The organism is Kitasatospora sp. NPDC096140 (genome assembly GCF_040303045.1).
In the GTDB taxonomy this organism is placed as follows: Bacteria; Actinomycetota; Actinomycetes; order Streptomycetales; family Streptomycetaceae; genus Kitasatospora.
The window spans coordinates 59313-84509 of the sequence record NZ_JBEOUW010000018.1 but is presented as its reverse complement, the minus strand read 5'-3'; the positions used below and the strand labels follow the sequence as shown (position 1 = coordinate 84509).

The 25197-nt window shown below is 73.8% G+C and carries 21 protein-coding genes; 15 read left to right on the top strand and 6 right to left on the bottom strand.

The window, feature by feature from the left end; genetic code table 11:
- Window positions 1–6 precede the first annotated feature (6 nt).
- Complete coding sequence (locus ABT048_RS20315; protein ID WP_350522816.1) at window positions 7–1203, bottom strand: polyprenyl synthetase family protein; 1197 nt, start codon at window positions 1201–1203, stop codon at window positions 7–9.
- Between the two features lie 299 nt (window positions 1204–1502).
- On the opposite strand from ABT048_RS20315, the gene ABT048_RS20310 reads away from it, so the two are divergent.
- From ABT048_RS20310 to ABT048_RS20290, 5 genes are all read left to right on the top strand, one after another.
- Window positions 1503–2447 (top strand): ABC transporter ATP-binding protein, encoded by a 945-nt coding sequence (locus ABT048_RS20310; RefSeq protein ID WP_350522815.1) that lies wholly within the window; start codon window positions 1503–1505, stop codon window positions 2445–2447.
- A gap of 17 nt (window positions 2448–2464) precedes the next feature.
- Window positions 2465–3814 (top strand): ABC-2 transporter permease family protein, encoded by a 1350-nt coding sequence (locus tag ABT048_RS20305; RefSeq protein ID WP_350522814.1) that lies wholly within the window; start codon window positions 2465–2467, stop codon window positions 3812–3814.
- A gap of 93 nt (window positions 3815–3907) precedes the next feature.
- Window positions 3908–6658, top strand: a complete 2751-nt coding sequence (locus ABT048_RS20300) for a bifunctional YncE family protein/alkaline phosphatase family protein (protein ID WP_350522813.1) — start codon at window positions 3908–3910, stop codon at window positions 6656–6658.
- A 290-nt stretch (window positions 6659–6948) separates the two neighbouring features.
- Window positions 6949–8613 (top strand): phospholipase D-like domain-containing protein, encoded by a 1665-nt coding sequence (locus tag ABT048_RS20295; protein ID WP_350522812.1) that lies wholly within the window; start codon window positions 6949–6951, stop codon window positions 8611–8613.
- 277 nt (window positions 8614–8890) lie between these two features.
- A complete protein-coding gene (locus tag ABT048_RS20290; RefSeq protein WP_350522811.1) occupies window positions 8891–10438 on the top strand; it encodes a long-chain-fatty-acid--CoA ligase in 1548 nt (515 codons plus the stop codon).
- 75 nt (window positions 10439–10513) lie between these two features.
- Here the strand turns inward: ABT048_RS20290 and ABT048_RS20285 are convergent, their stop codons facing one another.
- From ABT048_RS20285 to ABT048_RS20275, 3 genes are all read right to left on the bottom strand, one after another.
- Window positions 10514–10888 (bottom strand): hypothetical protein, encoded by a 375-nt coding sequence (locus ABT048_RS20285; RefSeq protein ID WP_350522810.1) that lies wholly within the window; start codon window positions 10886–10888, stop codon window positions 10514–10516.
- A gap of 49 nt (window positions 10889–10937) precedes the next feature.
- Window positions 10938–12533, bottom strand: a complete 1596-nt coding sequence (locus tag ABT048_RS20280) for a restriction endonuclease fold toxin-2 domain-containing protein (protein ID WP_350522809.1) — start codon at window positions 12531–12533, stop codon at window positions 10938–10940.
- Between the two features lie 227 nt (window positions 12534–12760).
- Window positions 12761–13594, bottom strand: a complete 834-nt coding sequence (locus tag ABT048_RS20275) for a PIG-L family deacetylase (protein WP_350522808.1) — start codon at window positions 13592–13594, stop codon at window positions 12761–12763.
- 294 nt (window positions 13595–13888) lie between these two features.
- On the opposite strand from ABT048_RS20275, the gene ABT048_RS20270 reads away from it, so the two are divergent.
- Entirely contained in the window at window positions 13889–14839 is a 951-nt protein-coding gene (locus ABT048_RS20270) for a ketopantoate reductase family protein (RefSeq protein WP_502894041.1), read from the top strand.
- A gap of 109 nt (window positions 14840–14948) precedes the next feature.
- On the opposite strand, the gene ABT048_RS20265 is transcribed toward ABT048_RS20270, so the two are convergent.
- On the bottom strand, window positions 14949–15860 hold the full coding sequence (locus ABT048_RS20265; RefSeq protein ID WP_350522807.1) for an SDR family NAD(P)-dependent oxidoreductase: 912 nt from the start codon (window positions 15858–15860) through the stop codon (window positions 14949–14951).
- Between the two features lie 80 nt (window positions 15861–15940).
- Here ABT048_RS20265 and ABT048_RS20260 point away from each other — a divergent pair, with 80 nt between their 5' ends.
- The 3 genes from ABT048_RS20260 to ABT048_RS20250 all read left to right on the top strand — a co-directional run bounded on the left by ABT048_RS20260 (window position 15941) and on the right by ABT048_RS20250 (window position 18328).
- Complete coding sequence (locus ABT048_RS20260; RefSeq protein WP_350522806.1) at window positions 15941–16621, top strand: TetR/AcrR family transcriptional regulator; 681 nt, start codon at window positions 15941–15943, stop codon at window positions 16619–16621.
- A 283-nt stretch (window positions 16622–16904) separates the two neighbouring features.
- A complete protein-coding gene (locus ABT048_RS20255) occupies window positions 16905–17282 on the top strand; it encodes a hypothetical protein (protein ID WP_350522805.1) in 378 nt (125 codons plus the stop codon).
- Window positions 17283–17347: 65 nt separating this feature from the next.
- On the top strand, window positions 17348–18328 hold the full coding sequence (locus tag ABT048_RS20250) for a hypothetical protein (RefSeq protein ID WP_350522804.1): 981 nt from the start codon (window positions 17348–17350) through the stop codon (window positions 18326–18328).
- Window positions 18329–18338: 10 nt separating this feature from the next.
- Here the strand turns inward: ABT048_RS20250 and ABT048_RS20245 are convergent, their stop codons facing one another.
- Window positions 18339–19010 (bottom strand): TetR/AcrR family transcriptional regulator, encoded by a 672-nt coding sequence (locus ABT048_RS20245; protein ID WP_350522803.1) that lies wholly within the window; start codon window positions 19008–19010, stop codon window positions 18339–18341.
- A 56-nt stretch (window positions 19011–19066) separates the two neighbouring features.
- Between ABT048_RS20245 and ABT048_RS20240 the strand changes: the two genes are divergently transcribed.
- The 6 genes from ABT048_RS20240 (at window position 19067) to ABT048_RS20215 (ending at window position 25187) form a co-directional block, all read left to right on the top strand.
- Window positions 19067–20587 carry an MFS transporter gene (locus tag ABT048_RS20240; RefSeq protein WP_350522802.1) on the top strand — a complete coding sequence of 507 codons (1521 nt, stop codon included), beginning with the start codon at window positions 19067–19069 and terminating at the stop codon, window positions 20585–20587.
- Window positions 20584–21012: a cupin domain-containing protein gene (locus ABT048_RS20235; RefSeq protein ID WP_350522801.1), complete on the top strand. Its 429-nt coding sequence runs from the start codon at window positions 20584–20586 to the stop codon at window positions 21010–21012. The genes ABT048_RS20240 and ABT048_RS20235 overlap by 4 nt, the downstream gene beginning before the upstream one ends.
- A 180-nt stretch (window positions 21013–21192) precedes the next feature.
- Complete coding sequence (locus tag ABT048_RS20230) at window positions 21193–22152, top strand: ABC transporter ATP-binding protein (protein WP_350522800.1); 960 nt, start codon at window positions 21193–21195, stop codon at window positions 22150–22152.
- On the top strand, window positions 22149–22997 hold the full coding sequence (locus ABT048_RS20225; RefSeq protein WP_350522799.1) for an ABC transporter permease: 849 nt from the start codon (window positions 22149–22151) through the stop codon (window positions 22995–22997). The genes ABT048_RS20230 and ABT048_RS20225 overlap by 4 nt, the downstream gene beginning before the upstream one ends.
- 205 nt (window positions 22998–23202) lie before the next feature.
- Window positions 23203–24513, top strand: coding sequence for a sensor histidine kinase (locus ABT048_RS20220; RefSeq protein WP_350522798.1), 1311 nt, complete (start codon window positions 23203–23205; stop codon window positions 24511–24513).
- Entirely contained in the window at window positions 24510–25187 is a 678-nt protein-coding gene (locus ABT048_RS20215) for a response regulator (protein WP_350522797.1), read from the top strand. Before ABT048_RS20220 ends, ABT048_RS20215 begins: the two co-directional genes overlap by 4 nt.
- Window positions 25188–25197: the final 10 nt, after the last annotated feature.

The window sequence follows — 25197 nt, the reverse complement described above, 5'->3', positions numbered from 1 at the left end:
GAGGGATCAGCGGGGCCGGCGGGCGTGGACGGCGTGGTGGCCGAGGGTGCGGAGGCGGGCGGTGTCCGGGGTGGCGGGCAGCAGCGGGGCGAGCGTCCGCCAGGCGTCGGCGCACAGCCGGTCGGCGTCGCGTTCGCTCGCCGTGACGGCGCCGCACCGCAGGAGGGCGTCGCGGGCCGCGTGGATGTCGGCCTCGGGTGCGCCGCCGTCGCGGACCGTGGTCCACAGGGCCTCGGCGGCGGGGCGGGGGAGCAGGGTGGCCGCGTGGGCCAGCGGCAGGGTGACCTTGCCGTTGCGCAGGTCCTCGGCCACGTTCTTGGTCAGGGTGCCGCGGTCGTCCGTGACGCCGCGCAGGTCGGCGACGTCGTCGGCGACCTGGTAGGCGGTGCCGATGGCCGTTCCCCAGTCCAGCAGTGCCCGGCTCACCGCCGCGTCGGCGCCGGCCGCGATCGCGGCGATCTCGCAGCACGCCCCCACCAGGGCACCGGACTTCAGCCGGTGGGTGGCCAGCACCAGCCTCCGCAGCGGGCCGCTGTCGCCGGCGGCCAGCGCCTGGTCCATCTCGCGGCGGTGCCCCTGGATGTCGAGGGCCTGCCCGGCGTGGGCCGCCCGCAGCGCGGCGAGGAGGACCTCGCGCATCCGGCCCTGCAACGCCGGGTCGTCGGGGGCGCACAGCCCGACGGCCCGGTCGAAGGCGAAGTAGGCGCTGGTCCCCGCGGTCAGGGCGGCGGGCAGGCCGTACACCTCGTGGGCGGCCGGTCGCGCCCGGCGCAGCGCCGATCCGTCCTGGACGTCGTCCACGACCAGGGAGCCGGTGTGGGCCAGTTCCAGCGCGGCCGCCAGGACGCCGAAGCGGTCGCCGTCGCCGCCGAGCAGGTCGACGATCTGCAGCAGCAGCGCGGGGCGCCAGCGCCGCCCGCCCGCCTCCACCATGTGCCGCACCGGTTCGGCGAGCGCCCGGTGCAGCCGCCGGTCGAGGGCCTGCGCCGTGTCGGCCGGCAGGCCGCTGCGGTGTCCGTCCGGGAGCCAGACGGCCAGCCCGGCGGGCGCGGGCGGGCAGAGCCGGTCCAGGTGGTGTCCGATCCGGTCGGCGCCGGCGGCCTGTTGTCCGGCGGTCTGTTGCCCGGCGGTCTGCTGACGGACGGTCTGCTGTCCGGCGGGCGTACCGTCCGCGGACGGTACGACGGGCTCGGTGGATGCCATGACCATCTCCTCACCATAGAGTTGGGCGCCGGGAAGACGGTGGATGCGGCGGCGGACGGCGCGGGCGCGGAACCACTGTCATCCGTATGCCCGGCCCGCCGGCCGTCCTTCCCGGGCGGCGCGCGACGCGACGCCGGACGGAACGCGGTCGCACGACTCCCGACGCCGGCGCGGCAGGTCCGGGTGGCCCCCGCACCGGGCGAGCGCTGCCTTCTGGTGTTCCCCCGGTGTTCAAGCACACGCTCCTGACGGCGCCCCGTCAAGGCCCTACGGTCCCTGGGGAACTGCGAGAAGGAGCCATGGACGAGACGCAACCGGCCGTACGCGCACGTGGTTTGACGAAGTGTTTCGGTGATGTCGTGGCGCTCGACGAGGTCGCGCTGGAGCTGGCGCCCGGGCGGATCCACGGGCTGGCCGGGCCGAACGGCGCCGGGAAGACGACGCTGCTGGGGCTGCTGCTCGGACTGGCCGTCGCCGACGGCGGCGAGCTGCAGGTGCTGGGCAGACCGGTCGGCCGGGCGTCGGCGGCGCCGTACGGGGTGGCCGGATTCGTGGACGGCCCCGGGCTGTACCCGTCGCTGACCGCCCGCCGGAACCTGGCCGCGCTGGCGGCGCTGCGCGGGCAGGGCACGGCGGCCGGGCGGGTCGACGAGGTGCTGGCCGAGGTCGGGCTGACCGACGTCGCCGACGACCGGGTACGGGGGTTCTCGCTGGGCATGCGGCAGCGGCTCGGGCTGGCGGCGGCGCTGCTGACGGAGCCGCGGCTGCTGGTGCTCGACGAGCCGTCCAACGGCCTTGACCCGGCGGGCAAGCACCACGTGCACCGCGTGCTGCGGCGGCTCGCGGGCGAGGGCGTGACCGTCGTGCTGTCCAGCCACCGCATGGACGACCTGGAGGCGCTCTGCCACGAGGTCACGATCCTCGCGACCGGGCGGGTCCGCTACTCCGGCCCGCTGGACGGCCTGGCGGCCGGCGGCCGCGCGGCGGACCACCGGCTGCTCACCTCCGATCCGCCGACCGCCCGGCGGGTCGCGATCGGCGTCGCGGGCGTGCGGGTGCTGCCGGCGGCCGGGGTGTGGCGCGGCGCCGAGGCCCTGGTGGTCCGCGCGTCGGGCCGGGCCGTCGAGGAGTTGGTGGCCGCGCTGGTGCGGGCGGAGGTGCGGGTGCGCGAGGTCGTGCCCGTGGTCCCGCCGCTGGAGGCCGCGTACCTCGCCCTGACCGAGCACCCGGAGGCCAAACCGTGAGGACGTCCGTCGCGCGCGTGAGCACCGCCCGTACGCCTGCCGCGGGCCGGGTGCCGGTGGGCCGGGTGTACCGCTTCGAGCTGGTCAAGCTGGTCTCGCAGTGGCGGATCCGGCTGCTGGTGCTGGCCTGTTGGACGGCTCCGGGGCTGTTCGTGGCCGCGGTGGCCCAGCAGGGGATGCTGCCCTCCGACACGCTGTTCGGTCGCTGGATGCACGCCACCGGCTGGGCCGGTCCGCTGGTGGTGCTGGGGTTCGCGGGGACGTGGGCGCTGCCGCTGCTGACCTCGGTGGTCGCGGGCGACGTCTTCGCTGTCGAGGACCGGCTCGGGACGTGGCGGCACCTGCTGATGACGGTCCGTTCGCCGGGGCGGATCTTCGCGGCGAAGGCGACGGCGAGCGTCACCGTGATCGTGCTGCTGGTCGCCGGACTGGCGGCATCGAGCACGGCGGGCGGGCTGGCCGCGGTCGGCAACGATCCGCTGGTCGGCGTCGACGGGCACCTGCTGGCACCGTCGGACGCCGCCGGGCGCGTGCTGCTGGCGTGGGGCTGCGCGCTGGCGCCCACGCTGGCGCTGGCCGCGATCGGGCTGCTCGGCTCCGTCCTCCTGGGGCGGTCGCCGATGGGGCTGCTCGTCCCCGCACTGGCGGCCGTCGCGATGCAGCTCGCGCAGATGCTGCCGCTGCCGGTGGCGCTGCGTCTCGCCCTGCCCGGCTACGCCTTCGTCTCCTGGGACGGGCTGTTCGCCGCCCCGGCGCGGCTCGACGAGCTGCTGGTCGCCGTCGCGGTCAGCCTGCTGTGGGCCGCGGTGGCGACCGCGCTGGCCCACCGGGTGTTCGTGCGGCGGGACTTCACCACCGGCCACGAGGACGGCGGGGGGCGCCGCGCGCTCGGCTACGGGGTGCTGCCGCCGGCCGGGCTGCTGGCGCTGGCCTTCGGCGCGCTCGCCCTGGCGACGCCCTCGACGGGGTCCGGGATCTCGCAGGCGAAGGTCCAGCACTCGGTGGCCACGGTGTTCGCGCACCTGTACCGGCTGCAGACCGACCAACTGCACCGCCCCGCCGTCACGGAGGCCCAGCTGCGGGTCTCGGCGGCGTGCGAGCGGGGTGACGGGCAGGTCGATCCGGAGGGGCCCGGCAACGACTGGCGCTGTGTCGTCACCTGGCACCTGCCCGGCACCGACGCGCCCGGGACGGCGGTCTACCAGCTCGACGTCGCCGCGGACGGGCGCCTGGTTGCCGACGGCGACGGACCGAAGGACGTGAACGGCTACTTCCTGGTGCACACCCCGGGCGGCGACGCGCCGAACCCGCTCTGGCAGTTCGACGGCCGGATCGAGCTGCTCCCCTCGGCGACGACCCCCGACTGACGCGACCACGGCGAAGAACCGGCGAAACCGGATGCACCCCGCAGAACCAGACCGACCCGATGAGCTCGACGAACCCAACGAAGGGCTGACGCCATGCAGGTAACGCGACGTCGACGTCCCCAGAAGGAGCACTTCGTCCTTCTCGGCCGCCGCGTGGGCCGCCGTGCCACGCTCGCCACGGCATGCATCACGGCCGTCGCCGTGGCCACGGGCACGGCTTTCGCGACCACCCAGCAGTTCGGCACGGACCAGGTCGGCCAGGTCACCGCCGACGGTCAGGTGATCTCCAGCGACCAGTACATCGCCCCGTACGGGAGCCGGCAGGTCATCGACAACGGCAAGCTGATGGGGTCCGCGGTCAGCCCGGACGGCGCCCACCTGGCCGCCTCGGTCGCCGACGGGGACGCGGCGCTGGTCGTGGTGGACCTCAGGACCGGGAAGGTGCAGCAGCGCGTCGGCAGCGCCAAGGCGGACGAACTGCACATCCCCAGCGGTGCGGTGGGCCAGGAGTCCCCGGTGTACTCGCCGGACGGCAAGCAGCTGTGGCTGGGCCAGCTTGACGGCTACACCAGGTTCACCGTCAACGCCGACGGGTCCCTGGCCGCCCCGGTGGCGGTGCCGATACCCGCGGACGGCGACAAGCACGCGCTGGCGTCGGGGGCGGTGTTCTCCGCCGACGGCTCGACGGTCTACGCGGCGGTCAACGGGCAGAACCGGGTGGTCGCGATCGACGCGGCGACCGGCGCGATCGGGCACAGCTGGACGGTGGGCAACGCCCCGCGCGGCATCGCGCTGGTCGGCCACAGGCTGTACGTCGGCAACGAGGGCGGGCGCCCGGCCACGGCCGACGACGACACACTCAACTCGTACGGCACCCAGGTGCCCGCCGATCCGGAGACCGGCGCCACGACCACCGGCACGGTCAGTGCGATCGACCTCGCCGACCCGGCCGCCGCCGTCGCGACCGTGGCCGTCGGCCTGCACCCGACGGCGCTCTACGCCAAGAACGGCGTTCTGTTCGTCACCGACACCGGCAGCGACGCGGTGTCGGTGATCGACACCCGGCACGACAAGGTCGTCCAGACGATCTCCACCAGGCCGTGGCCGGAGGCGTCGGTCGGCTACGAGCCCACCGCCGTGACGCTCACCGACGACGGCCGCCTGCTGGTCACCCTGGGCCGGGCCGACGCGGTGGCGGTCTACCGCTTCGCCGGTGCGCAGGAGCCGGTGAGCTACGTCGGCCTGCTGCCCACGGACTACTTCCCGGCGGAGGTCACCACCGTCGGCTCGAAGGTGGTCGTCTCCAACACCCGTGGCATCGACGCGCGGCGGCCGAACGGCACGGGCGCGCACAAGACCCACGACACCACCTCCAGCCTGACGCAGTTCACCCTGCCGAGCGACCGGGAGATCCGCTCCCGGACCGCCCAGGTGTTCCGGCAGAACGGCTGGACCAACGGCGCGGTCAAGACGGCGAACGGACACCGGGCGAAGCCGGTGCCGGTGCCGAACCGGATCGGCGACCCGTCGCCGATCAAGCACGTCTTCCTGATCGTCAAGGAGAACCGGACCTACGACCAGGTCTTCGGCGACGTCGCGAAGGGCAACGGTGACCCGACGCTGGCCCAGTTCGGGGCGAACGTGACGCCGAACCAGCACGCGCTGGCCGAGCAGTTCGGGCTCTACGACAACACCTACGACATCGGCACCAACTCGGCCGAGGGCCACAACTGGCTGATGCAGGCCGACAACCCGGAGTACACCGAGTCGTCGGCGGGCGAGTACGAGCGCAGCTACGACACCGAGGACGACGCCCTGGGCCACCAGCGGACGGGCTTCCTGTGGACGGGCGCGCAGGCGGCCAGCCGGACGGTGCGCGACTTCGGGGAGTTCCACCAGTTCCTGACCAAGCCCGACGGCGCGAGCTGGCAGAACCTGTACTGCGACGCCAGGACGATGGACGCGACCGGCGCGGGCAGCGCCTACCCGCTGGAGTCCTCCTCGCCGATCCCGTCGCTCAACAGCGTGTCGGTGCCCGGCTTCCCCAAGTTCGACACCGCCGTGCCGGACCTCTACCGCTACCAGATCTGGAAGCAGGACTTCGAGCAGAACGGCCCGGCCGACCTCAACATGCTGTGGCTCTCCAGCGACCACACCGGGGGGCCGGCGGGCCCGGCCGCGCAGGTCGCCGACAACGACCTGGCGACGGGCCGGATCGTGGACGAGATCTCGCACAGCGAGTACTGGAAGGACTCGGCGATCTTCGTCGTCGAGGACGACTCCCAGGCCGGCCTCGACCACGTGGACGGCCACCGCGCGCCGATCCAGATCATCAGCCCCTGGGCGCAGCACGGCGCCGTCGACAGCCGCTACTACTCGCAGATCACCATGGTCCGCACCATCGAGCAGATCCTCGGAATCCGCCCGATGAACCAGAAGGACAGCGCGGCCAGCCCGATGGCCACGGCCTTCACCACCGAGCCGGACTACACGCCGTTCACCGCGGTGCCCAACCGGACCTCGCTGACGGACGGCCTGAAGACGCCGCCCGCGTGCGGCGTCGACGTCCCCGCGGCGCAGGACGTCCGCGCGGCGGCGGTGCCGGCCACGACCGCGCCGCCGGCGGCCGAGCAGGCCGTCGCCGCCCAGTGGGAGGCCTGGAAGTCGCAGCAGCGGCTGACGGGCGCGAACGCCGTGCCGGACCACGCGAACCCGGCGCAGATGGAGCACCTGGTCTGGTACCAGACGCACAACTGGACCACCCCGTACCCGGGGGAGAGCGGGATCCACGCGCCGAACGACGTGCCGGGCGCGTACCTGCCGTCCGCGGAGAGCGACGGCTGATCCCGTCCCCTCGGCCGGTCCGGACCCCGGACCTCCTCGGCCGGGCCGGACCCCCTCGGCCGGGCCGGACCCCCTCGGCCGGCCCGGACCCCTCCCGCCGGGGAATTTCGATCACGCCCCGGGCCGGTCAACTCCGGCCCGGGGCGCGGTCGTTCCCGCCTGTGCGGCCGCCCGCCGCGAGCGCGCCGGGCCGGCTTTGGCAGGATCCTGACACCGACTCAGGTTACCCTTGGGTAATTCAAGGATGTCGACCGGGTGAACATTCCCGGCCCCTCATGAAGGACCCGTACGTGCTCGATCACCAGTCCCGCCGTTCCGGCCGCCGTCTCGCCGGTTCGGCGCTGGCCCTCGTCGCCGCCGTCTGCGCGCTCCCCGCCGCCCCGGCGTTCGCCGACCCGGCCCCCGTCCCGGCCCCGACCGCGCCGCCCGCCGCCACCCCGCACCTGGACGCGGTGGAACGGACGCTGCGTCAGGTGTCCCCCGGCCTGGAAGGGACGGTGTGGCAGCGGACCGAGGGCAACCGGCTCGACGCGCCCGCCGACGACCCGGGCGGCTGGCTGCTGCAGACCCCGGGCTGCTGGGGCGACCCCTCCTGCACCGAGCGCACCGGAACCCGCCAGCTGCTCGACAAGATGCGCGAGAACATCTCGCGCGCCACCCGGACCGTCGACATCTCGACCCTCGCGCCGTTCCCGGACGGCGCCTTCCAGGACGCCATCGCGGCCGGCCTCAAGGCCTCGGTGGCCGCCGGGAACGCGCCGCACGTGCGGGTGCTCGCCGGGGCAGCGCCGCTGTACAACATCACCGCGCTCCCCTCGAAGTACCGGGACGACCTGGTGGCCAGGCTCGGTGACGCCGCCGGCCGGGTCACCATCGAGGTCGCCGCGATGACCACCGCCAAGACCGCGTTCTCCTGGAACCACTCCAAGCTGCTGGTCGTCGACGGGCAGAGCGTCATCACCGGCGGGATCAACAACTGGAAGGGCGACTACCTCGACACCGCCCACCCGGTCACCGACGTCGACCTCGCGCTGAACGGCCCGGCCGCCGCCTCCGCCGGCGCCTACCTGGACACGCTCTGGGACTGGACCTGCCGCAACACCGGGGTGTTCTCGGCCGCCTGGTTCGCCTCCACCAACGGCGCCTCCTGCACCCCCGACCTGGAGAAGCGGGTCAACCCGCCGGCCGGCCGGGTGCCCGCCACCGGCGGCCTCTCGGCGCTCGCCGTCGGCGGCCTGGGCGTCGGGATCCGCGACAAGGACTCCGCCTCCGCCTTCCGACCGGACGCGGTGCCCGGCGTCGACGGCGTCAAGTGCGGCCCGATCGGCCTGAGCGACCGCACCAACGCCGACCGCGACTACGAGACGGTCAACCCGGAGGAGCCCGCCCTGCGCGCGCTGATCGCCAGCGCCGGCAGCCGCATCGACATCTCCCAGCAGGACGTCACCGGCACCTGCCCGCCGCTGCCCCGCTACGACGCCCGGCTCTTCGACCTGCTCGCGGCGAAGATGGCCGACGGCGTGAAGGTCCGCATCGTCGTCAGCGACCCGGCCAACCGGGGCGTGGTCGGCAGCGGCGGCTACTCGCAGATCAAGTCCCTGAACGAGATCAGCGACACCCTCGCCGCCCGCCTCACCGCCCGCCTCGGCGACCCGGCCAAGGCCAAGTCGGCGATGTGCAGCAACCTCCAGCTGGCCCCGTTCCGCGCCGCCCCCAGCTCGGCCTGGGCCGACGGCCACCCGTACGCGCTGCACCACAAGCTGGTCTCGGTCGACGGATCCGCCTTCTTCATCGGCTCGAAGAACCTCTACCCGGCCTGGCTGCAGGACTTCGGCTACGTCGTCGAGGACCGCGCCGCCGCCGCGCAGCTCGACCAGCGCCTGCTGGCGCCGCAGTGGCAGTACTCGCAGGCCGCCGCGACCGTCGACTACACCCGCGGCATCTGCCAGGGCTGACGGTCCGTCCGCACCGGGGCCGCTCCACCCGGGGCCGTCCCCCCGGGGGGACGCTCCGCCCGGCCCTGCGCATCACACGGCCCGGCGCACCACGCGGGACAGCGCTACGGCGCCACTGTGCCACCCGGCCCGGTGCCGCCCGGACTCCCCGTCCGGCGGCACCGGGCCGGGTCGTTCCCGCGGCCGTCGGGGTACTGGCGGTGATCCGTTCCGGGGGCCATGATGACGCGTGCCGTCGCCCGCGGCCCGGCCCGGATCCACACCCTCGGAAGGTGCCATGCTGAACCTGTCGGTCCTGTTGGAGGATTCCGCCCGTAACCACCCGGACCGCGACGCGCTGGTCCTCGGCTCGACCAGGCTCACCTACGCCGAGGTCGACGCCGCCGCGAACCGGGTCGCCAACCTGCTGGTGGAGCGGGGGATCCGGCCCGGCGACCGGGTGGCGCTGAGCTGTCCCAACCTGCCGCAGTTCCCGATCGTCTACTACGGCATCCTCAAGGCCGGCGGGGTCGTCGTCCCGCTCAACATCCTGCTGAAGGCGCGCGAGGTGGCCTACCACCTGCGCGACGCCGCGGTGAAGGCGTACTTCTGCTTCGAGGGGACGCCGGGCCTGGCCATCGGCGAGGAGGGCCGGAAGGCCTTCGACGAGGTGAAGAGCTGCGAGGACTTCTTCGTGATCACCGCCGATCCGGCCGCGCCGTCGCCGGTCGAGGGCGCGCAGACGCTGGGCGCGGCCCTCGCGGGCACCTCCCCGGTCTTCGACGCGGTGGCCACCGAGGCGACCGACACCGCGGTCATCCTCTACACCTCGGGTACCACCGGGCAGCCCAAGGGCGCCGAACTCTCCCACGTCAACACGGTGATGAACGTCCTGGCCTGCAACCGGACGTTCCGGAGCACGCCCGCCACGGACAGCCACGTGCTGTGCCTGCCGCTGTTCCACACCTTCGGCTCCACCGTCCAGATGCACACCGGCTTCTCGACGGCCGCGACCCTCCACCTCGTGCCGCGCTTCGACGCGGAGGAGGTCGTGCGGCTGATGGACACCGAGGAGATCACCTTCTTCGCCGGCGTCCCGACCATGTGGTGGGCCCTGCTGGGAGCCCTCACCGACACCGTCGACGTGGACCGGATCGCCCGCAACCTGCGGATCGGTGTCTCCGGCGGTGCCGCGCTGCCGGTGGAACTCCTCGGCCGGATCGAGGAGCGGCTCCACGTCCGGATCCTGGAGGGCTACGGCCTCTCCGAGACCTCACCGGTGGTGACCTTCTCCGACCCCGCGCGCGAGCCGCGCCCCGGCTCCATCGGCGTGCCGATCTGGGGCGTCGAGATCAAACTGATCGACGCGGACTGGGCGGAGGTCACCGGGGCCGGTGCCGTCGGCGAGATCGTGGTCAAGGGCCACGGCGTGATGAAGGGCTACTTCAACCGGCCCGAGGCCACCGCCGAGGCGATCAGGGACGGCTGGTTCCGCACCGGCGACCTGGCCCGCAGGGACGAGGACGGCTTCTACTACATCGTCGACCGGGCCAAGGACATGATCATCCGGGGCGGCTTCAACGTGTACCCCCGCGAGGTCGAGGAGGTGCTGATGACGCACCCCGCGATCAGCCTGGCCGCGGTCGTCGGCGTGCCGCACGAGAGCCACGGCGAGGAGGTCAAGGCCTTCGTCATCCTCGGGCCCGGTGCCGTGGCCACCCCGGACGAACTGGTCGCCTGGGGCCGGGAACAGATGGCCGGCCACAAGTACCCGCGCATCGTGGAGATCGTCGACAGCCTGCCGATGACCGCCACCGGCAAGATCCTCAAGCGCGAACTCTCCTGAGGAGCCGACGGGCGACCGGCCGGGAAAGGCCGGCGGTCAGGAAGGCCGACGGGCACGTGCGGTCGGGCGCGGCGCCTACGCGGGGAAGCTGTCGATGAACGCCTCCCGGCCGCCGGCCAGGTCGAGGGGCGCCAGCTCCGCGTCGTAGTCGATCCACCACACCACCGGTACCGCGGGGGCCAGTTCGTGCAGTGCCGTGTAGATGACGGTGAGCGGCGCGGAGTGCGGCTCCCGGTCCTCGAAGGAGAAGGCGCCGTGCCGCAGGTTGTACGCCAGCTCCGCCCAGCGGCCGGGCTCGACCTCGGCGTGGATCTCCAGGAAGTTCTCGAAGGCGCCGCTCACCGTGGCGTCCGGCCAGTGGCGGCGGACGCACTCCTTCAGCTGCTCGCCGGTGAAGGTCCACGGCCCGGTCTGTTCCTGGTCGGCGCTGACGTAGAAGGTGGCTCCCACGGGGTGTTCTCGCTTCTCTCGGTGGTGCGGATCGGTCTCGTGTCGACTGTCACGGTACGACGCGGACGTTCCCGGTGACGCCCTTGGCGGTCATCAGGGCCTGGAAGTAGGAGCTGGCCTTGGCGTCGTTGGTGATGAGCTCCAGGTGGTTGACCTTGTTGCGGGGGTCGTTCAGCGCCGAGGCGTACTTGTCCAGCTTCTTCGCCTCGCCGTCCATCGTGTTCTCGTACGCGAACTCGAAGACGCCGTCGGCGTTGTTCAGCCGGAACGGGGACTTGCAGCTCTTCTGCTGGCCGATGTACTTGGCGTCGATCGCGGCGCCGTCCTCGGGGCGGACGCCGTCGGCGTCCATGCCCAGCTCGCGGCCGGTCTCCGGGTCGGTCACCGAGGTGTACAGCCGGTACTCGGTCGATCCGGCGACCCGGACCTGATAGGCCCGGCGCGCGTCGATCTTGGGGTCGCCCTTGGCGGAGGGGCCCAGCGCCGGGAAGGTCCGGCCGTCCTGCTCCATCTGCGTCATCCAGGCCCGGACGGCGGCCTGGTCCTGCGGCGACAGCGCCGGGAAGGGGCTGTTCGGATCGCGGGGAAGCGGCGGCATCCCGGGGGTGACGGTGAACGGCGGCGGCTTGGGTGCGGGGGCCGCTGCGGCGTCGGTCGCCCCGGCCAGGACGACGGCGGTGGTCGCCACGGCGGTCAGCCCGGCGCCGACGGGGATCAGGCTCGCCGCCGCCGCGTCGACCACGGCCGCCGCCTCGGCGAGGACCGCGACTTCCGCGCTGCCCTCGACTGCCGCGGTCATGGCCACCGCCGCGGCGCCGGCCTCGGCGGCGATCGCGGCCTCGCCGCCGGCGGCCGCCACGTCGGACCCGCCGAGGGTGACGACGGTGAGCAGGATGCCCGCCCCGGCGACGATGCCGGCGGTGATCGCGAGGTCCTCCAGCGTGTCGCGCAGGTCCTCGACCTGCTTGGCGTACGCCTCGCAGGCCTGGCCGAGCTTGAACGCGGCGTTGGTGAGGCTGTTGAGCAGCGGGCCCTCGGTGGCGCAGCCGTCGTGCACCTTCGCCCAGTTCTGCGCGAAGGAGGTGACGGCGCCGGAGGTGCTGGAGGCGGTGACGCGCAGGACCCGCTTGTCGCCCTCGGCGCCGAGCCTGGAGACGAGTTCCGCGAAGCCCTTCCAGTCGCTCGCGGCCTGCCGGAGCCTGCCCGGATCGCCCTGCGGCCAGAACTTCTTGAGGAGGTCGTGGACGGCGCCGCTGTCGTTGTGCCCGGCCGCGGAGCGGAGCTTGGCCTTGGCGACCTCCTCGTCGCACTCCGGGGCGCTCGACGCGGGGAGCTTCTGCGGGGCCATTATCGAGGCTGCGATGTCGGCGTCGGTCCTGAGGTAGTTGATCGCCATCGTGTACAGGCCGTTGGAGGTCTGGCCGAGCTGGCCGACCACCTGGGCCATCGCGTCGACGAGCTTCTGCGCGGCCGGATCGTAGGCGGCGGCGAACGAGCTGCCGGCCTCGTCGTCGCCCGCCATGCCCGCCGTGGCGTCCATGGCGAACACCAGGCTCCGGTAGATCTGGGCCGCGGAGTTCTGCAGATCGGTGAACCCGGCGGACGACAGCAGCATGTCGGCCGGTTTGACGTGAAAGTCCGTCATGGCGTTCTCCCCCGATATTTCCTGACATTCACGGTAGCAAGCAATGCCGACAGTGGCTGCCCCCGGCGCGGAGGCGGAGACGAACACTGAAGCGGGCGGAGGCGGAAGCAGGAGGAATCGGGAGGGGAGGCGGAGGCGGAAACGGGAGCGCCGCCCGGCTCGGCCGACCCGAGGGCCGGGCGAGCCGGGCGGCGCGCCGCACCGGAGCGGCGGGGCTGCGGCAGCGGTCAGCGCAGTCCGGCGAACAGGTCGTTCTCGGGCACGTCCGCGCCGGTGGTGTCACGGACCCGGACGAAGGTCTCCACGCCCCACAGGTCGTTGAAGCGCTCCTTGCCCATCCGCAGGAAGAAGATGTTCTCGCCCTGGCTGGCGTGCGCGGCCAGGGCGTCGAACTTCTGGTCGGCGAACTCGGTGGTGTCCACCCAGGTGGTGATCTCCTCGTCGGGGAGGCCGATCTCCGGCATCTCGCCGGCCTCGGACTGCTCCGGCTCCTCGAAGTCCGCGCCGAACTCGCGCATGACCTCCCCGAACCGCCGCACCATCGAGTGCGGTGCGGTCGTCCAGTAGACCTTGGGCGTCAGGTCGGTGAGTTCCAGCGCCGCCATCGTGATGCGGTGCGCCTGGATGTGGTCCGGGTGCCCGTAGAACCCGTTCTCGTCGTAGGTGACGACCACGTCGGGCTGGTACCGGCGCATCAGTTCGGCGAGCCGGGCGGCGCCCTCCTCGACCGGGGTCTGCCAGAAGGAGCCGGGCGCGTCATTGGTCGGCCAGCCCATCATCCCGGAGTCGGCGAACTCCAGCAGCTCCAGGTGGCTGACCTTCAGGACCTCGCAGCTCGCCTCCAGTTCCTCACGGCGCATCGCGGCGACGGCCGCCGGGTCGTGCCCCGGGTCGCCCGGCTTGACGCCCCCGGGCCCGTCACCGCAACCGCCGTCGGTACACGTGACGAGGACGGTGCGGACGCCCTCCGCCGCGTACCGCGCGAGGACACCCCCCGTCCCGCTGGCCTCGTCGTCGGGGTGGGCGTGCACCGCCATCAGCGTCAACGGCCGGTCAATCATGAAAACCATCCTCGGGTCTGAAAGTGCTCGGTTCGAGTCTGCGGTACGGCGGCAGGCAGCCGCCCCGCATTATCGGTGCCACCGGTGACAACCCAAGGGAACGCTTGGGGTGTTCCCATGAATCCCGAGGATTGACCAGGGGGCCGGGCGGATTCGATCATCACTGCAGGGCCTGGCGGCAACCGGCTCGACCCCGCGGCGATCCGGAGGCGATCCGAACGCGACCCGGACGCGATCCGGACGCACGGTGGGGGCGCGCGGTGCCGACCCACGACGTGCCGAGAGGAAACCACCGTGTCCGTTCCGTCCGAGAAGAACCGCACCACCCCCGCCGAGCAGACCGACGCCGTCCCCCGCCGGACGGTGGCGGTGCTCGGCCCCGGGGGAGTCGGCGGCCTGCTGGCCGCCGTGCTGTCCCGCGCCGGCCACCGCGTGATCTGCCTGGCGGGTGAGCCGACCGCACGCGTCCTGCGCCGGGACGGCATCCACGTCCGCAGCCCCCAGTTCGGGGAGTTCACGGCACGGGTCGAGGCGCGCACCGAACTGCACGAACCCGTCGACCTCTGCCTGGTGACGGTCAAGCAGACCGCCCTGACCGCGGCGGTGGAGCGGATCGCCCCCGAGGCGGTCGCCGACGGCGTGGTCGTGCCGCTGCTCAACGGGGTCGAGCACGTGGCCGAGCTGCGCCGGCGGTTCGGCGAGGAACGGGTCGTCCCCGGCGTGGTGCGGGTCGAGTCGACCCGGGTCGCCCCCGGCGCCGTCGAGCACGGCAGTCCGTTCACCGAGATCGACCTGGCCGGCCCGCCCGGGCGGCTCGCGGACCTCGCCGGGATGCTCCGGGCCGCCGGCGTCCGCACCCGGGTGATCGAGGACGAGCCGACCGTGCTCTGGGGCAAGCTCGCCTTCCTGGCGCCGTTCGCGCTGCTCACCACCCGCCACGGGCTGCCGATCGGCCGGGTCCGTACCGAGCACCGGGCCGAGTTGACGGCCCTGGTCGCCGAGGCCGCCGCCGCCGGCCGGTTCTGCGGCGCCGCCGTCGACCCGGACCGCACCCTGGCGCTGTACGACGCCTTCCCGGCGGAGGCGAAGTCCTCGATGCAGCGGGACGCGGAGGCGGGCCGCGCGCTGGAGCTGGACGCGATCGGCGGTGCGCTGCTGCGCGCCGCGGACCGGCAGGGTGTCCCCGTGCCGCTCGCCGCCCGGCTGGTGGCGGAGCTGACGGCGGGGGCCGCGACGCGTTCCTGAGGGCACGGGCCGGCCGCGGCGGGAGCTGCTGCGGCCGGCCGCCGGTGCCCCGGTCCGGCGGTGAATCGGCCCGTCGGCCCGGCGCTCGGTCAGCCCGTCGGTCAGTCGGTCAGTCGGCCTGGTCCGGCGGGAAGGGCACCGGGTAGGCCTCGGCGAAGTCCGCCGAGCGCGAGACCTCGCGCCACTTGGTGTCGTCCGCGAGCAGTTCGCGGTCCATGGCGATGGAGCCCTCGGCCGCGTTGACGCCGAGGGGCAGGTGGTGGGGGATGTCGCGCCGCTTGGCCATCCGGACCAGGATCTCGGCGGCGCGGACGGGGTCGCCGGCCGTGCTCGCTCCGTCGCCGCCCTGCCGCAGCCGCCGGTGGACGGCACCGACCGTCTCGTCGTAGGCCTCCGGGATGTCGTGGACGAGCATCGAGGAGCCGGCCCAGTCGGTGCGGAAGCCGCTGGGTTCGACGACCAGCACCTTCACTCCGAACGGCGCGGTCTCGGCCCGCAGGACGCGGCTGAACCCGTCGATGGCGAACTTCGCCGCCTGGTAGGAGGCGATGCCGGGCGAGCCGCCGACCCTCCCGCCCATGGACGAGAACTGGATGACCAGGCCGCCCTTCTGCTCGCGCAGCACCGGGAGGGCGGCCTTGGTGACGTTGTAGACGCCCCAGAAGTTCGTCTCGAACTGGGCGCGGAAGTCGGCGTCCTCGGTGGTCTCGATCGGCGAGACGTTGGCGTAGCCGGCGTTGTTCACCAGCACGTCGATCCGGCCGAAGTGCGCGTGCGCCTCGGCGAGGGCCGCGCGGGCGGCCTCCGGGTCGGTGACGTCGAGCCCGACCGGGAGCACCCGGTCACCGAACTCCTCGACGAGGTCGCTGAGTTGATCAGGGCGGCGGGCGGTCGCGGCCACCCTGTCGCCGGCTTCGAGGGCGGCGCGGACGAGGGTGCGGCCGAAGCCGCGGGAGCTGCCGGTGATGAACCACGTCTGGTCCGCGGTCTGTTCCACGATCTGTTCCACGATCTGTTCCATGCCATTAGTAAAACACCGTTGCGGTAATAGCGCAACAGTGTTGCGGTAATACGGCAACGGCGTTGCTCTACGATGGCCGGGTGGAAGCAGCAGCATCGGAGTTCCGGCGGGCGCGCTCGCCCGAGGCCAAGCGGCAGCGCGAGGCCTCGATCCTGGAGGCGGCCCGGGCACTCGGCCGCGAGCGCGGCATCAGGGACGTCTCCCTGACCGACATCGCCGCCGCGGTGGGGATGCACAAGTCGGCGCTGCTGCGGTACTTCGAGACGCGCGAGGAGATCTTCCTGCGGCTGACCGCGGAGGGCTGGCAGGAGTGGTCGGACGCGCTGTCCGCCCTGCTGCGGGAGGCCGAGGACCCGGGGCCGGCGGCCGTGGCCCGGGCGTTCGCCGGCACCCTCGCGGCTCGCGGGCTGTTCTGCGACCTGCTCGCGCACGCGCCGCTCAACCTCGAACGCCACGTCTCGCTCGACGCGGTGCGCGACTTCAAGCTCGCCACCCGCGCGGCCCGCGAGCCGATCACCGCAGCCGTCCGGGCGCAGGTGCCCGCCCTGAGCGACCAGGACGTGGTCGACCTGGTCGCCACCGCCGTCTCGCTCGCCGGGGCGATGTGGCAGATCGCGAACCCGGGCGCGGAGGTCGCGGCCCTCTACCGCAGCGACCCGCGCCTCGCCCACGCCGTCATCGAGGTCGAACCCCGGCTGGCCCGCATCCTGACCGCGACGATCGTCGGGCTGGCCGCCGAGGCCGCTTCCGCACGGGACTGACCGCCCGGGCGCGCCCTCGACGGGAGCGGACCACCGCTGGTCGGGACGGAACCTCTCGCGGATCCCGAGTGCCCGGCCGGACGGCCTGTGGAGCCGGCCCCGACGATCGCTGGAGCCCGCTCGCCAGGGCTCCGGCGATGCGATTCCCTGATGGCGGGCCGGAGACCGCCGGTGGGAGACACGCCGCGGTTCCGACTCCGTACCACCGCACTTCCAGCAGGCCGGGCCTGCCGTGAACAGCCTTCCAGGACTTTCCAGGACAGCGGATCAAGGGAGAACGCGCGTGAAGATCAGCCGGAAGCTCGTCGTCAGCGCCGTCGCCGGCGGCATCCTCGCCGGGACCGTCGCGCTCGCCGCGCCGGCCAGCGCCGAGGTCAAGCCCATCGACTGCGCTGCCTCGCAGTACCGCGGGGTGACCGTCTACTCCGGTGGCCCGAACAACTACCACGCGGTGCGCTGCTTCGGTTTCACGGGCAGCGGCTCCCAGACGCTCAGCGTCTGGATGACCGGCACCTCCGCCGTGGGCTCGGGTGTGAACACCGGTTACACCAACTACTACACCAGCGGCGGCCGTGACACCGGCGCGCGCTTCAACCCGTGGAGCATCACGCCCTACATCGACATGAACTCGACCACGTACTCGGTCAACATCTGGTCCTAGTCTCCACCGCGGCGGGCGCCGGGCACGGTCCCGGCGCCCGCCGCCGCTCCCAGGGACGGTTCGTCATGAACGCATTGCGCGGTACGACCCGACGCGCGGCCGGGCTGCTCGCCCTGGCGGTGTCGGTCGCGGTGTCGGCGGCGGCCGTCGCGGGCTGCGGGCCGGCCTCCGGCGGCGGCGCCGCGGCGGCGGTGCCCGCCATCGGCCCCGTCGCGACCATCACGACGGTGGAGCAGATCGTCCGGCCCATCGACACCTACCTGGTGACCCCGCAGCAGGTCACCACCCTGCAGGCCGCCGCGAACGCCCTGAACGCGCGGTGCATGCGGGAGTTCGGACTGCCGCCGGTGGCCTCCGACCTCATCGGGTTCGACGAGCAGGCCCTGCGGTACGACCGCACGCACGCCCCGCTGTACGGCTTCTTCGACCCGGAGCGGGCCGCCGTGAGCGGGTACGACCGGGTTCCCGAGCAGTCCGCGCCGGCCGCGCCCGTACCCGCGGCCGCCCCGCCCTCGCCGGAGACGATGACGGTGGAGCACGGGGTGGACCCGACCGGGAAGGCGGTGCCCGCGTACGCCGGCAAGGCCGTTCCGGCCGGCGGCTGCAAGGGCGAGAGCACCCGCGGCGCGGGTGGCGCCCTCCCGCTGCCCGACCCGCAGGCCCTGCCGGACCACGGCCCCGGGGTCCCCACCGACGATCCGCGCGTCCGCGCCGCCTTCGCCGCGTGGAGTTCCTGCATGGCGACCAAGGGCTACCGCTACCCGACGCCGCAGGACGTCCTCGCCGACACCTCCCTGCTGCCGGGGACGGCCGAGGTGAACGGCGTGGTGTCCGTCCGGCACTCGGCGCGGGAACTCGGGCAGGCCTCCGACGACGTGGCGTGCAAGCTGTCGACCAACCTGGTCGGCATCTCGCTGGCCGTGCAGTCCGCCTACGACACCCGGTACATCGAGAGCCACGGCCCGGCGCTGGCGGAGTACCGGCAGCGGATCGAGGACCGGGTCCGCGCGGCGGAGCGGATCCTCGGCGAGCAGGGCGAGGGCTGAGCCCGCCGGCTCAGCGGCCGGTGAGCAGTCCGGCCACCAGGGAGCGCAGCCCGTCCTCGTAGGTGTCCTCGGCGGTCAGTCGCTCCCAGTGCTCGCCGACCTCCGCGAGCCGGGGCAGCGCGACCGGGTCGAGTCCGGCGAAGACCTGTTCGCGGTAGGTCGGGCGGTCGTCCGCGGCACGGCGGCGGGCCGCCGTCGCCCGGACCACGATCTCGCCGGCGGTGTAGTACCAGATCGCCCGGTAGCCCTGCACGGCCCGTTCGGGCGGGAGCCCGCAGTCGACCAGGCCGTCGACGATCTGCTCGACGAACCACAGGGCGTGGGTGGACATCAGGTCGTCGGCCGTCAGCACCTCCACGATCCAGGGGCAGGCGGCGAGCGCCCGGTGGATGGCGGCCGCCGCGGTGACGACCCGCTCGCGCGGCTCGGCCGGCAGCCCGGTGGGCGTCAGGGTGCGGGCGGCGTGGTCGTCGAGCAGCAGGACGAGCAACTCCTCCTTGTCGCGGACGTGGTGGTAGAGGGCCATCGGCGTGCTGCCGACCTCGGCGGCCAGGCGACGCATCGTCAGCTTCCCGACGCCCTCCTCGGTCACGATCCGGCGGGCCGCGCCGACGACCTCCTCGCGGGAGATGCGGGGAGGGCGGCCGGTGGCCTTGCGCGGTGCGGCGGGCTGCTGCGTCATGCCCCCATCATCCCCCGGCGCTCGACAGCGGAGATCGTCCGGGGTAGTTTCCTTACATGTACAAAAACTCGTTACGCCCCGGCCTGGTGCTGGCGGCGGTGACCGTCGCGCAGTTCGTCTTCGCGCTGGACATGTCGGTGGTCAACGTCGCCCTGCCCGCGATCCGCACCGCCCTGGGATTCGCACCACTCGACCTCTCCTGGGTCGTGCACGTCTACGCACTCACCTTCGGCGGCCTCCTGCTGCTCGGCGGCCGCGCCTGCGACCTCTACGGCCGGCGGCGCCTGCTCGTCACCGGCCTGGCCGTCTTCGGACTCTGCTCCCTCGCGGGCGGGCTGGCCCAGGAGCCCTGGCAACTGGTCGCCGCCCGCGCCGGCCAGGGCATCGGCGCCGCGGCCGCCGCCCCGGCCGCGCTCGCGATGCTCACCACCACGTTCACCGAGGGCCCCCGCCGGGTCCGCGCGCTCGGCGTGTGGAGCGCGGCCAACGCGGCGGGCGGCGCCCTCGGCGTCCTCGCGGGCGGACTGCTCACCGAGTACGCGAGCTGGCGCTGGGTCATGCTGGTCAACCTGCCCGTCGTGGCGGTGGCCCTCGCGCTGCTCCCCGCGGCCGGGCCCGCCGACGTACGGCCTGCCGGCGAACGGCCCGTCGGCGTACGGCCTGTCGGCGAACGGCCCGTCGGCGTACGGTCCGTCGAGGAACGGCCCGCCCGGCGGGAACGGCCGGACGTGCCCGGCGCCGTCCTCGCGACCGGGGGAGTGGGGCTGCTGGTGTTCGGCGTCGTCCGGACCGAGGCCCGGGGGTGGACCTCCCCGGCCACCCTGGCCACGCTCGCCGCCGCGGCCGTACTGCTGGCCGCCTTCGTCGTCACCGAAACCCGGGCGCCCGCACCGCTGTTACGCCTCGGCCTGCTGCGCAGCCGCTGGGTCGCCGGGGCCAACCTGCTGGTGTTCCTGGCAGCCGCAGGGCAGTTCACCGCCTTCTACTTCGTCTCCCTCTACCTGCAGCAGGTGCTGGGCCTGGGCGCGGCGGCCACCGGTACCGCGTTCCTGCCCTTCTCGGCGGGGCTGGTCGCGGGCACCGTCGTCGCCACCCGGGTCACGGCGGCCCGCGGCCCGCGCGCCGCGCTCGTACCCGGCGCCCTCCTGGCCGCCGCGGGCCTGGCCTGGTTCGCCGGCATCAGCCCTGACGGCGGGTTCCTCACCGACGTCCTCGGCCCGTCCCTCGTGACCAGCATCGGCACCGGGCTGGTGCTCGCGCCGGTCGCCGCCGCCGCGACCACCGGCATCGCCGCGCACGAAGCGGGCCGGGCCTCCGGGCTGCTCAACAGCTCGCGCCAACTCGGCGGCTGCGTCGGGCTGGCCGCCCTCGCCACCGTCGCCGCCCACCGCACCGGAACCTCCACCGACCCCGGCGCGCTCAACGACGGCTACGCCCTGGGGCTGGCCGTCTGCGCCGCCCTCTTCGTCCTCGCGGCGGTCGTGGCGACCGTCGTGCTGCCCCGCCGCCGGCCGGACACCCCCGGCCCCCGACCCGCCACCCCGGCGGAGAAGCAACCGGAAGGAACCCCCGCATGACGACGACCCCGACCACCGCGGTCGACCTCTTCGCCTCGGCCCTGCACATCCACCCCGACGGGACCGTCCTGGCCACCGGACGCCGGATGACCGGCGGCGACCCCGGCGCCTGGCAGGTCGCCACCTTCCACGTGGAGACCGACGCCGACGTCCACGCCGACCACTGGGAGATGCACCCCGCGGCCGAGGAAGCGGTCTGCTGCCTGACCGGCGGAGTCCGCGTACACTTCCGCCCCGCCGCGCCCGGGGACGCCGAGGAGACGGTACGGCTGACGGCCGGCCGCGCGGTCATCGTCCCGCGGGGACGCTGGCACCGCCTGGAGCTCGACACCCCCAGCGACCTGATGTCGATCACCCTGCGCACCGGCACCCGCCTCGAACGGCGCGGCGACACCCGCCTCGAACGGCGCACCGGCTCCCACTGAACCGGAGGCCGCCGGCCACGCGGCAGCGGCGCCCCGGAACGCCGCGAAGCCCGTGGTACCGCGGTACTACGGGCGCGCCGATGATCGGCCCCCGGTACCACGGTCCGGGCCGTCCCCGCCCCCTAGCGTGGAAGACCAGGGCGGCCGGGACGGCCCGGCCCCGGAGCACAGGGATGACCGATGATCGAGGCGCACCAGCTGACCAAGCGGTACGGCGAGAAGACGGCCGTCGACCGGCTGGACTTCACGGTCCGGCCCGGTACGGTGACGGGCTTCCTCGGGCCCAACGGGGCGGGCAAGTCCACCACCATGCGGATGATCGTCGGACTCGACGCCCCCACCGGCGGGACGGTCCGCGTCAACGGCCGCCGCTACGCCGAGCACGCGGCGCCGCTGCAGGAGGTCGGCGCGCTGCTGGAGGCCAAGTCGATCCACCCCGGACGCTCCGCCTTCAACCACCTGATGGCCCAGGCCCACACCCACGGCATCCCGCGCCGCCGGGTCGAGGAGGTCATCGAGATGACCGGGCTGCAGTCGGTGGCCCGCAAGCGCGCCGGGGCGTTCTCGCTCGGCATGGGCCAGCGGCTCGGCATCGCCTCGGCCCTGCTCGGCGACCCGGCCACCGTGATGCTGGACGAGCCCGTCAACGGCCTCGACCCCGAGGGCGTCCTGTGGATCCGCAACCTCCTCACCGGGCTCGCCGCCGAGGGACGCACCGTCTTCGTGTCCTCGCACCTGATGAGCGAGATGGCCCTCGTCGCCGACCACCTGATCGTCGTCGGCCGCGGCCGGCTGCTGGCCGACACCACCGTGCAGGACCTGGTCCGCGAGGCCGGCGGCGACGTGGTCAAGGTCGCCAGCGCCGACCCGGCCGGGCTGCGCACCGCGCTCGCCGGACCGGGAGTGGAGATCACCGGCCGGGCCGGTTCGGAGGAGCTCCTCGTCAGTGGCCGCACGGCCCGCGAGATCGGCCTCGCCGCCGCCGAGCAGGGCATCGCCCTGTTCGAGCTCACCCCCCGGACGGTCTCCCTGGAGGAGGCGTTCATGGAGCTGACCCGCGACGCCGTCGAGTACCACGGCACCACCACCACCACTGCCGCCGGCACCACCGGCACCGAGACCACCAGGAGTGTGGCATGAGTACCGTCGCACCCAGCGCCACGTCCGCTCCGACGGACCTGCCCGCCGCCCGTCCCGCGTACAAGGTCACGGCGCTGCGCGTGCTGCGCTCCGAGTGGGCCAAGCTGTGGTCGCTGCGCTCCACCTGGATCACCCTCGGCCTCGCCCTGCTGTTCCTGGTCGCGTTCGGCCTGATCGCCGCGTCCCAGTTCAAGTCGCGGATCAGCGACGGCCGCCCGATGGACCGGGACTTCGCCGCCGCGAGCACGCTCAGCCTGTCGCTGTTCGGCACCAACTTCTCCCAGCTGGCACTCGGCGTCCTCGGCGTACTGGTCGCCGCCGGCGAGTACTCGACCGGCATGATCCGCTCCACGCTCGCCGCCGTGCCGCGCCGCCTGCCGGTGCTGTGGTCCAAGGCCACCGTGTACGGCGTGATCGCGCTGCTGCTCGGCACCGCCGGCGCGTTCACCGCCTTCCTCGTCGACAGCCGGATCCTCGCGAGCACCCGCGCCGCGATGACCATCTCCGACGCCGGGGTCGTGCGCGGCCTGTTCGGGGCCGGGCTCTACCTCGCGCTGGTCGGCGTGATCGGCGTCGCGCTCGGCGCCCTGCTGCGCTCGGTGGCCGGCGGCATCGCGGTCCTGGTGGCCTCCCTGATGCTGATCCCCGGCCTCACGGCGCTGCTGCCCAGCTCCTGGCAGGACCACATCAGCCCCTACCTGCCCAGCCACGCGGGCCAGGCGATGTTCGCCCTCCAGCACGACGCCACCACGCTCTCGCCGACGGCCGGGCTGGTCGTCTTCCTGGGCTGGACGGTCCTCGCCCTGGCGGGAGCCGCCGTACGCCTGGTGCGCACCGACGCCTGACCCACCCATCAGGCCCGCGGCACCCGCGGCACCCACGAGGCCCGCGGCACCCGCGGGCCTGAGAGACTCGGAGGGCGGCGTCGGCACGGACCGGCGCCGCCCTTCACGATCCCGTCCGCGAAACCGTCCACGATCCCGGGCCGGATCCCTTCCGCGATCGTCCCCGCGATCGCCGAGCGCTTGCAGAACCACGGAGGTGCCCCCGGTGAGCGACCACGTCACCTCCACGGACCCGTCCGGCGGAGCCGAGATCCTCTCCGGCCCGGTGTTCGCCCGCCTGGCCCGGATCGGCCAACGGGTGCGCCAGGCCGACCGTGACCACCCGTGGGTGCTCGACGCCGCCGTGGTCGTCGCCGTCTTCGTCGTCTTCTGCCTGCCCGACCTGTTCCCCTGGCACGGCGACGACGGCCCGCGCGAGCACCGGATCGTCCTCGCCCGGCCGCCGCTGGCCGCGATGCTCGCGCTGCAGGCGGGCCTGGTTGTGCCGCTGCTGTGGCGCCGCCGCCGGCCCACGGAGGCCTTCGTCGCGATCATGGCGGTGTTCGTCCTGCAGTGGTCGCTGGGCGTCGGCCTGCGCGCCGACGCCGCCCTGCTGGTCGCGCTCTACAGCCTGGCCCTGCACGGCCGGCTGCGGCACCTGGCCTGGTCCTGCGGCGCCATGGTCGGCGCCATCGCCCTGGTCGCGGTGGCCGTCTCCGGCGGCGGGCTGCCCGTCGGCGACGCCCTGTTCTTCCTGTTCAGCGCCGCGACGGCGGCCGTCGCCCTCGGCATCGCGGTCCGCATCCGGCGCGCCCAGCTCGCCGGACTGCGCGAACGCGCGGCCCGCCTGGAGATCGAACGCGACCAGCGCAGCCGGCTCGCCGCCGCCACCGAGCGCGCCCGGGTGGCCCGCGAGATGCACGACATCATCGGCCACAACCTGTCCGTCATCGTCACCCTCGCCGACGGCGGCGCCTACGCGGCCCAGGCCTCCCCCGAACGCGGCCGGGAGGCCCTGGAGCTGATCGGCGACACCAGCCGCCAGGCCCTCGGCGAACTGCGCCGGATGCTCGGCGTCCTGCGGGAGCAGGGCGAGGAGACCGCCGAGTTCACCCCGCAGCCCGGCATCGCCGACCTCGACGGGCTGTGCGCCCGCATCCGCGCCGCCGGCCCGCAGGTGGTCTACACGGCGGCCGGCGACCTCGGCCACCTCGACCCGGGCATGCAGCTGATGGCCTACCGGATCGTCCAGGAGTCGCTCACCAACGCCCTCAAGCACGCCGGCCCCGACACCCGGGCCCACGTCACCCTGACCGCCGTCACCGACGGCCTGCGGGTCCGCGTCCAGGACAGCGGCCCGCCCCCCGGCGTGCGCACCCCCGCCCACCCCGGCGGCGAGGGCCAAGGCCTCGCCGGCATCCGCGAACGCGCGGCGCTGTACGGCGGCAGCGTCACGGCCGGACCGGGCCCCGGTGCAGGATGGACCGTGGAGGCCGTACTCGACCTCACCCCCGACCCGACAGGCGGCCCGACGTGACCACCGTCCTCATCGTGGACGACCAGCCACTCCAGCGCTACGGCTTCCGCATGCTGCTGGAGAGCCAACCCGACACCGAGGTGGTCGGCGAGGCCGCCCACGGCGCCGAGGCCGTCCGGCTGACCGCCGACCTGCGGCCCGACGTCGTGCTGATGGACATCCGGATGCCCGGCATGGACGGCATCGACGCCACCCGCCGGATCGTCGCCACCGGCGGCCGCTCCCGCATCCTCGTGCTGACCACCTTCGACCTCGACGAGTACGCCCACGCCGCCCTGCGCGCCGGAGCCAGCGGCTTCCTGCTCAAGGACGCGCGCCCCGAGGAGCTGCTCTCCGGGATCCGCTCCGTCGCCGAGGGCGACGCCGTCGTCGCACCCGCCATCACCCGTCGACTGCTCGACACCTACGCCCACCACCTGCCGGTCCGCCCGCCCGGCTCGGTACCCGCCGCCGACCCGCAGCTGGAGGCCCTGACCGAGCGCGAACGGGAGATCCTCGTCGCCATCGCCCACGGCTGGACCAACGGCGAGATCGCCGCACGTCTCGTCCTCGCGGAGTCGACCGTCAAGACGCACGTCAGCCGGGTCCTGGCGAAGATCGGCGCCCGGGACCGCGTGCAGGCGGTGATCTTCGCGTACGACCGCGGGCTGACGCGGCCGCAGCCGCCGGTCTGAGCCGCGGCGG

What these genes read in the sequence shown, in the direction of transcription:
- ABT048_RS20315 (WP_350522816.1), bottom strand. Translation starts at nt 1,203, where the DNA reads ATGGCATCCACCGAGCCCGTCGTACCGTCCGCGGACGGTACGCCCGCC.
- ABT048_RS20310 (WP_350522815.1), top strand. Translation starts at nt 1,503, where the DNA reads ATGGACGAGACGCAACCGGCCGTACGCGCACGTGGTTTGACGAAGTGT.
- ABT048_RS20300 (WP_350522813.1), top strand. Translation starts at nt 3,908, where the DNA reads ATGCAGGTAACGCGACGTCGACGTCCCCAGAAGGAGCACTTCGTCCTT.
- ABT048_RS20290 (WP_350522811.1), top strand. Translation starts at nt 8,891, where the DNA reads ATGCTGAACCTGTCGGTCCTGTTGGAGGATTCCGCCCGTAACCACCCG.
- ABT048_RS20280 (WP_350522809.1), bottom strand. Translation starts at nt 12,533, where the DNA reads ATGACGGACTTTCACGTCAAACCGGCCGACATGCTGCTGTCGTCCGCC.
- ABT048_RS20275 (WP_350522808.1), bottom strand. Translation starts at nt 13,594, where the DNA reads ATGATTGACCGGCCGTTGACGCTGATGGCGGTGCACGCCCACCCCGAC.
- ABT048_RS20265 (WP_350522807.1), bottom strand. Translation starts at nt 15,860, where the DNA reads ATGGAACAGATCGTGGAACAGATCGTGGAACAGACCGCGGACCAGACG.
- ABT048_RS20250 (WP_350522804.1), top strand. Translation starts at nt 17,348, where the DNA reads ATGAACGCATTGCGCGGTACGACCCGACGCGCGGCCGGGCTGCTCGCC.
- ABT048_RS20245 (WP_350522803.1), bottom strand. Translation starts at nt 19,010, where the DNA reads ATGACGCAGCAGCCCGCCGCACCGCGCAAGGCCACCGGCCGCCCTCCC.
- ABT048_RS20240 (WP_350522802.1), top strand. Translation starts at nt 19,067, where the DNA reads ATGTACAAAAACTCGTTACGCCCCGGCCTGGTGCTGGCGGCGGTGACC.
- ABT048_RS20235 (WP_350522801.1), top strand. Translation starts at nt 20,584, where the DNA reads ATGACGACGACCCCGACCACCGCGGTCGACCTCTTCGCCTCGGCCCTG.
- ABT048_RS20230 (WP_350522800.1), top strand. Translation starts at nt 21,193, where the DNA reads ATGATCGAGGCGCACCAGCTGACCAAGCGGTACGGCGAGAAGACGGCC.
- ABT048_RS20225 (WP_350522799.1), top strand. Translation starts at nt 22,149, where the DNA reads ATGAGTACCGTCGCACCCAGCGCCACGTCCGCTCCGACGGACCTGCCC.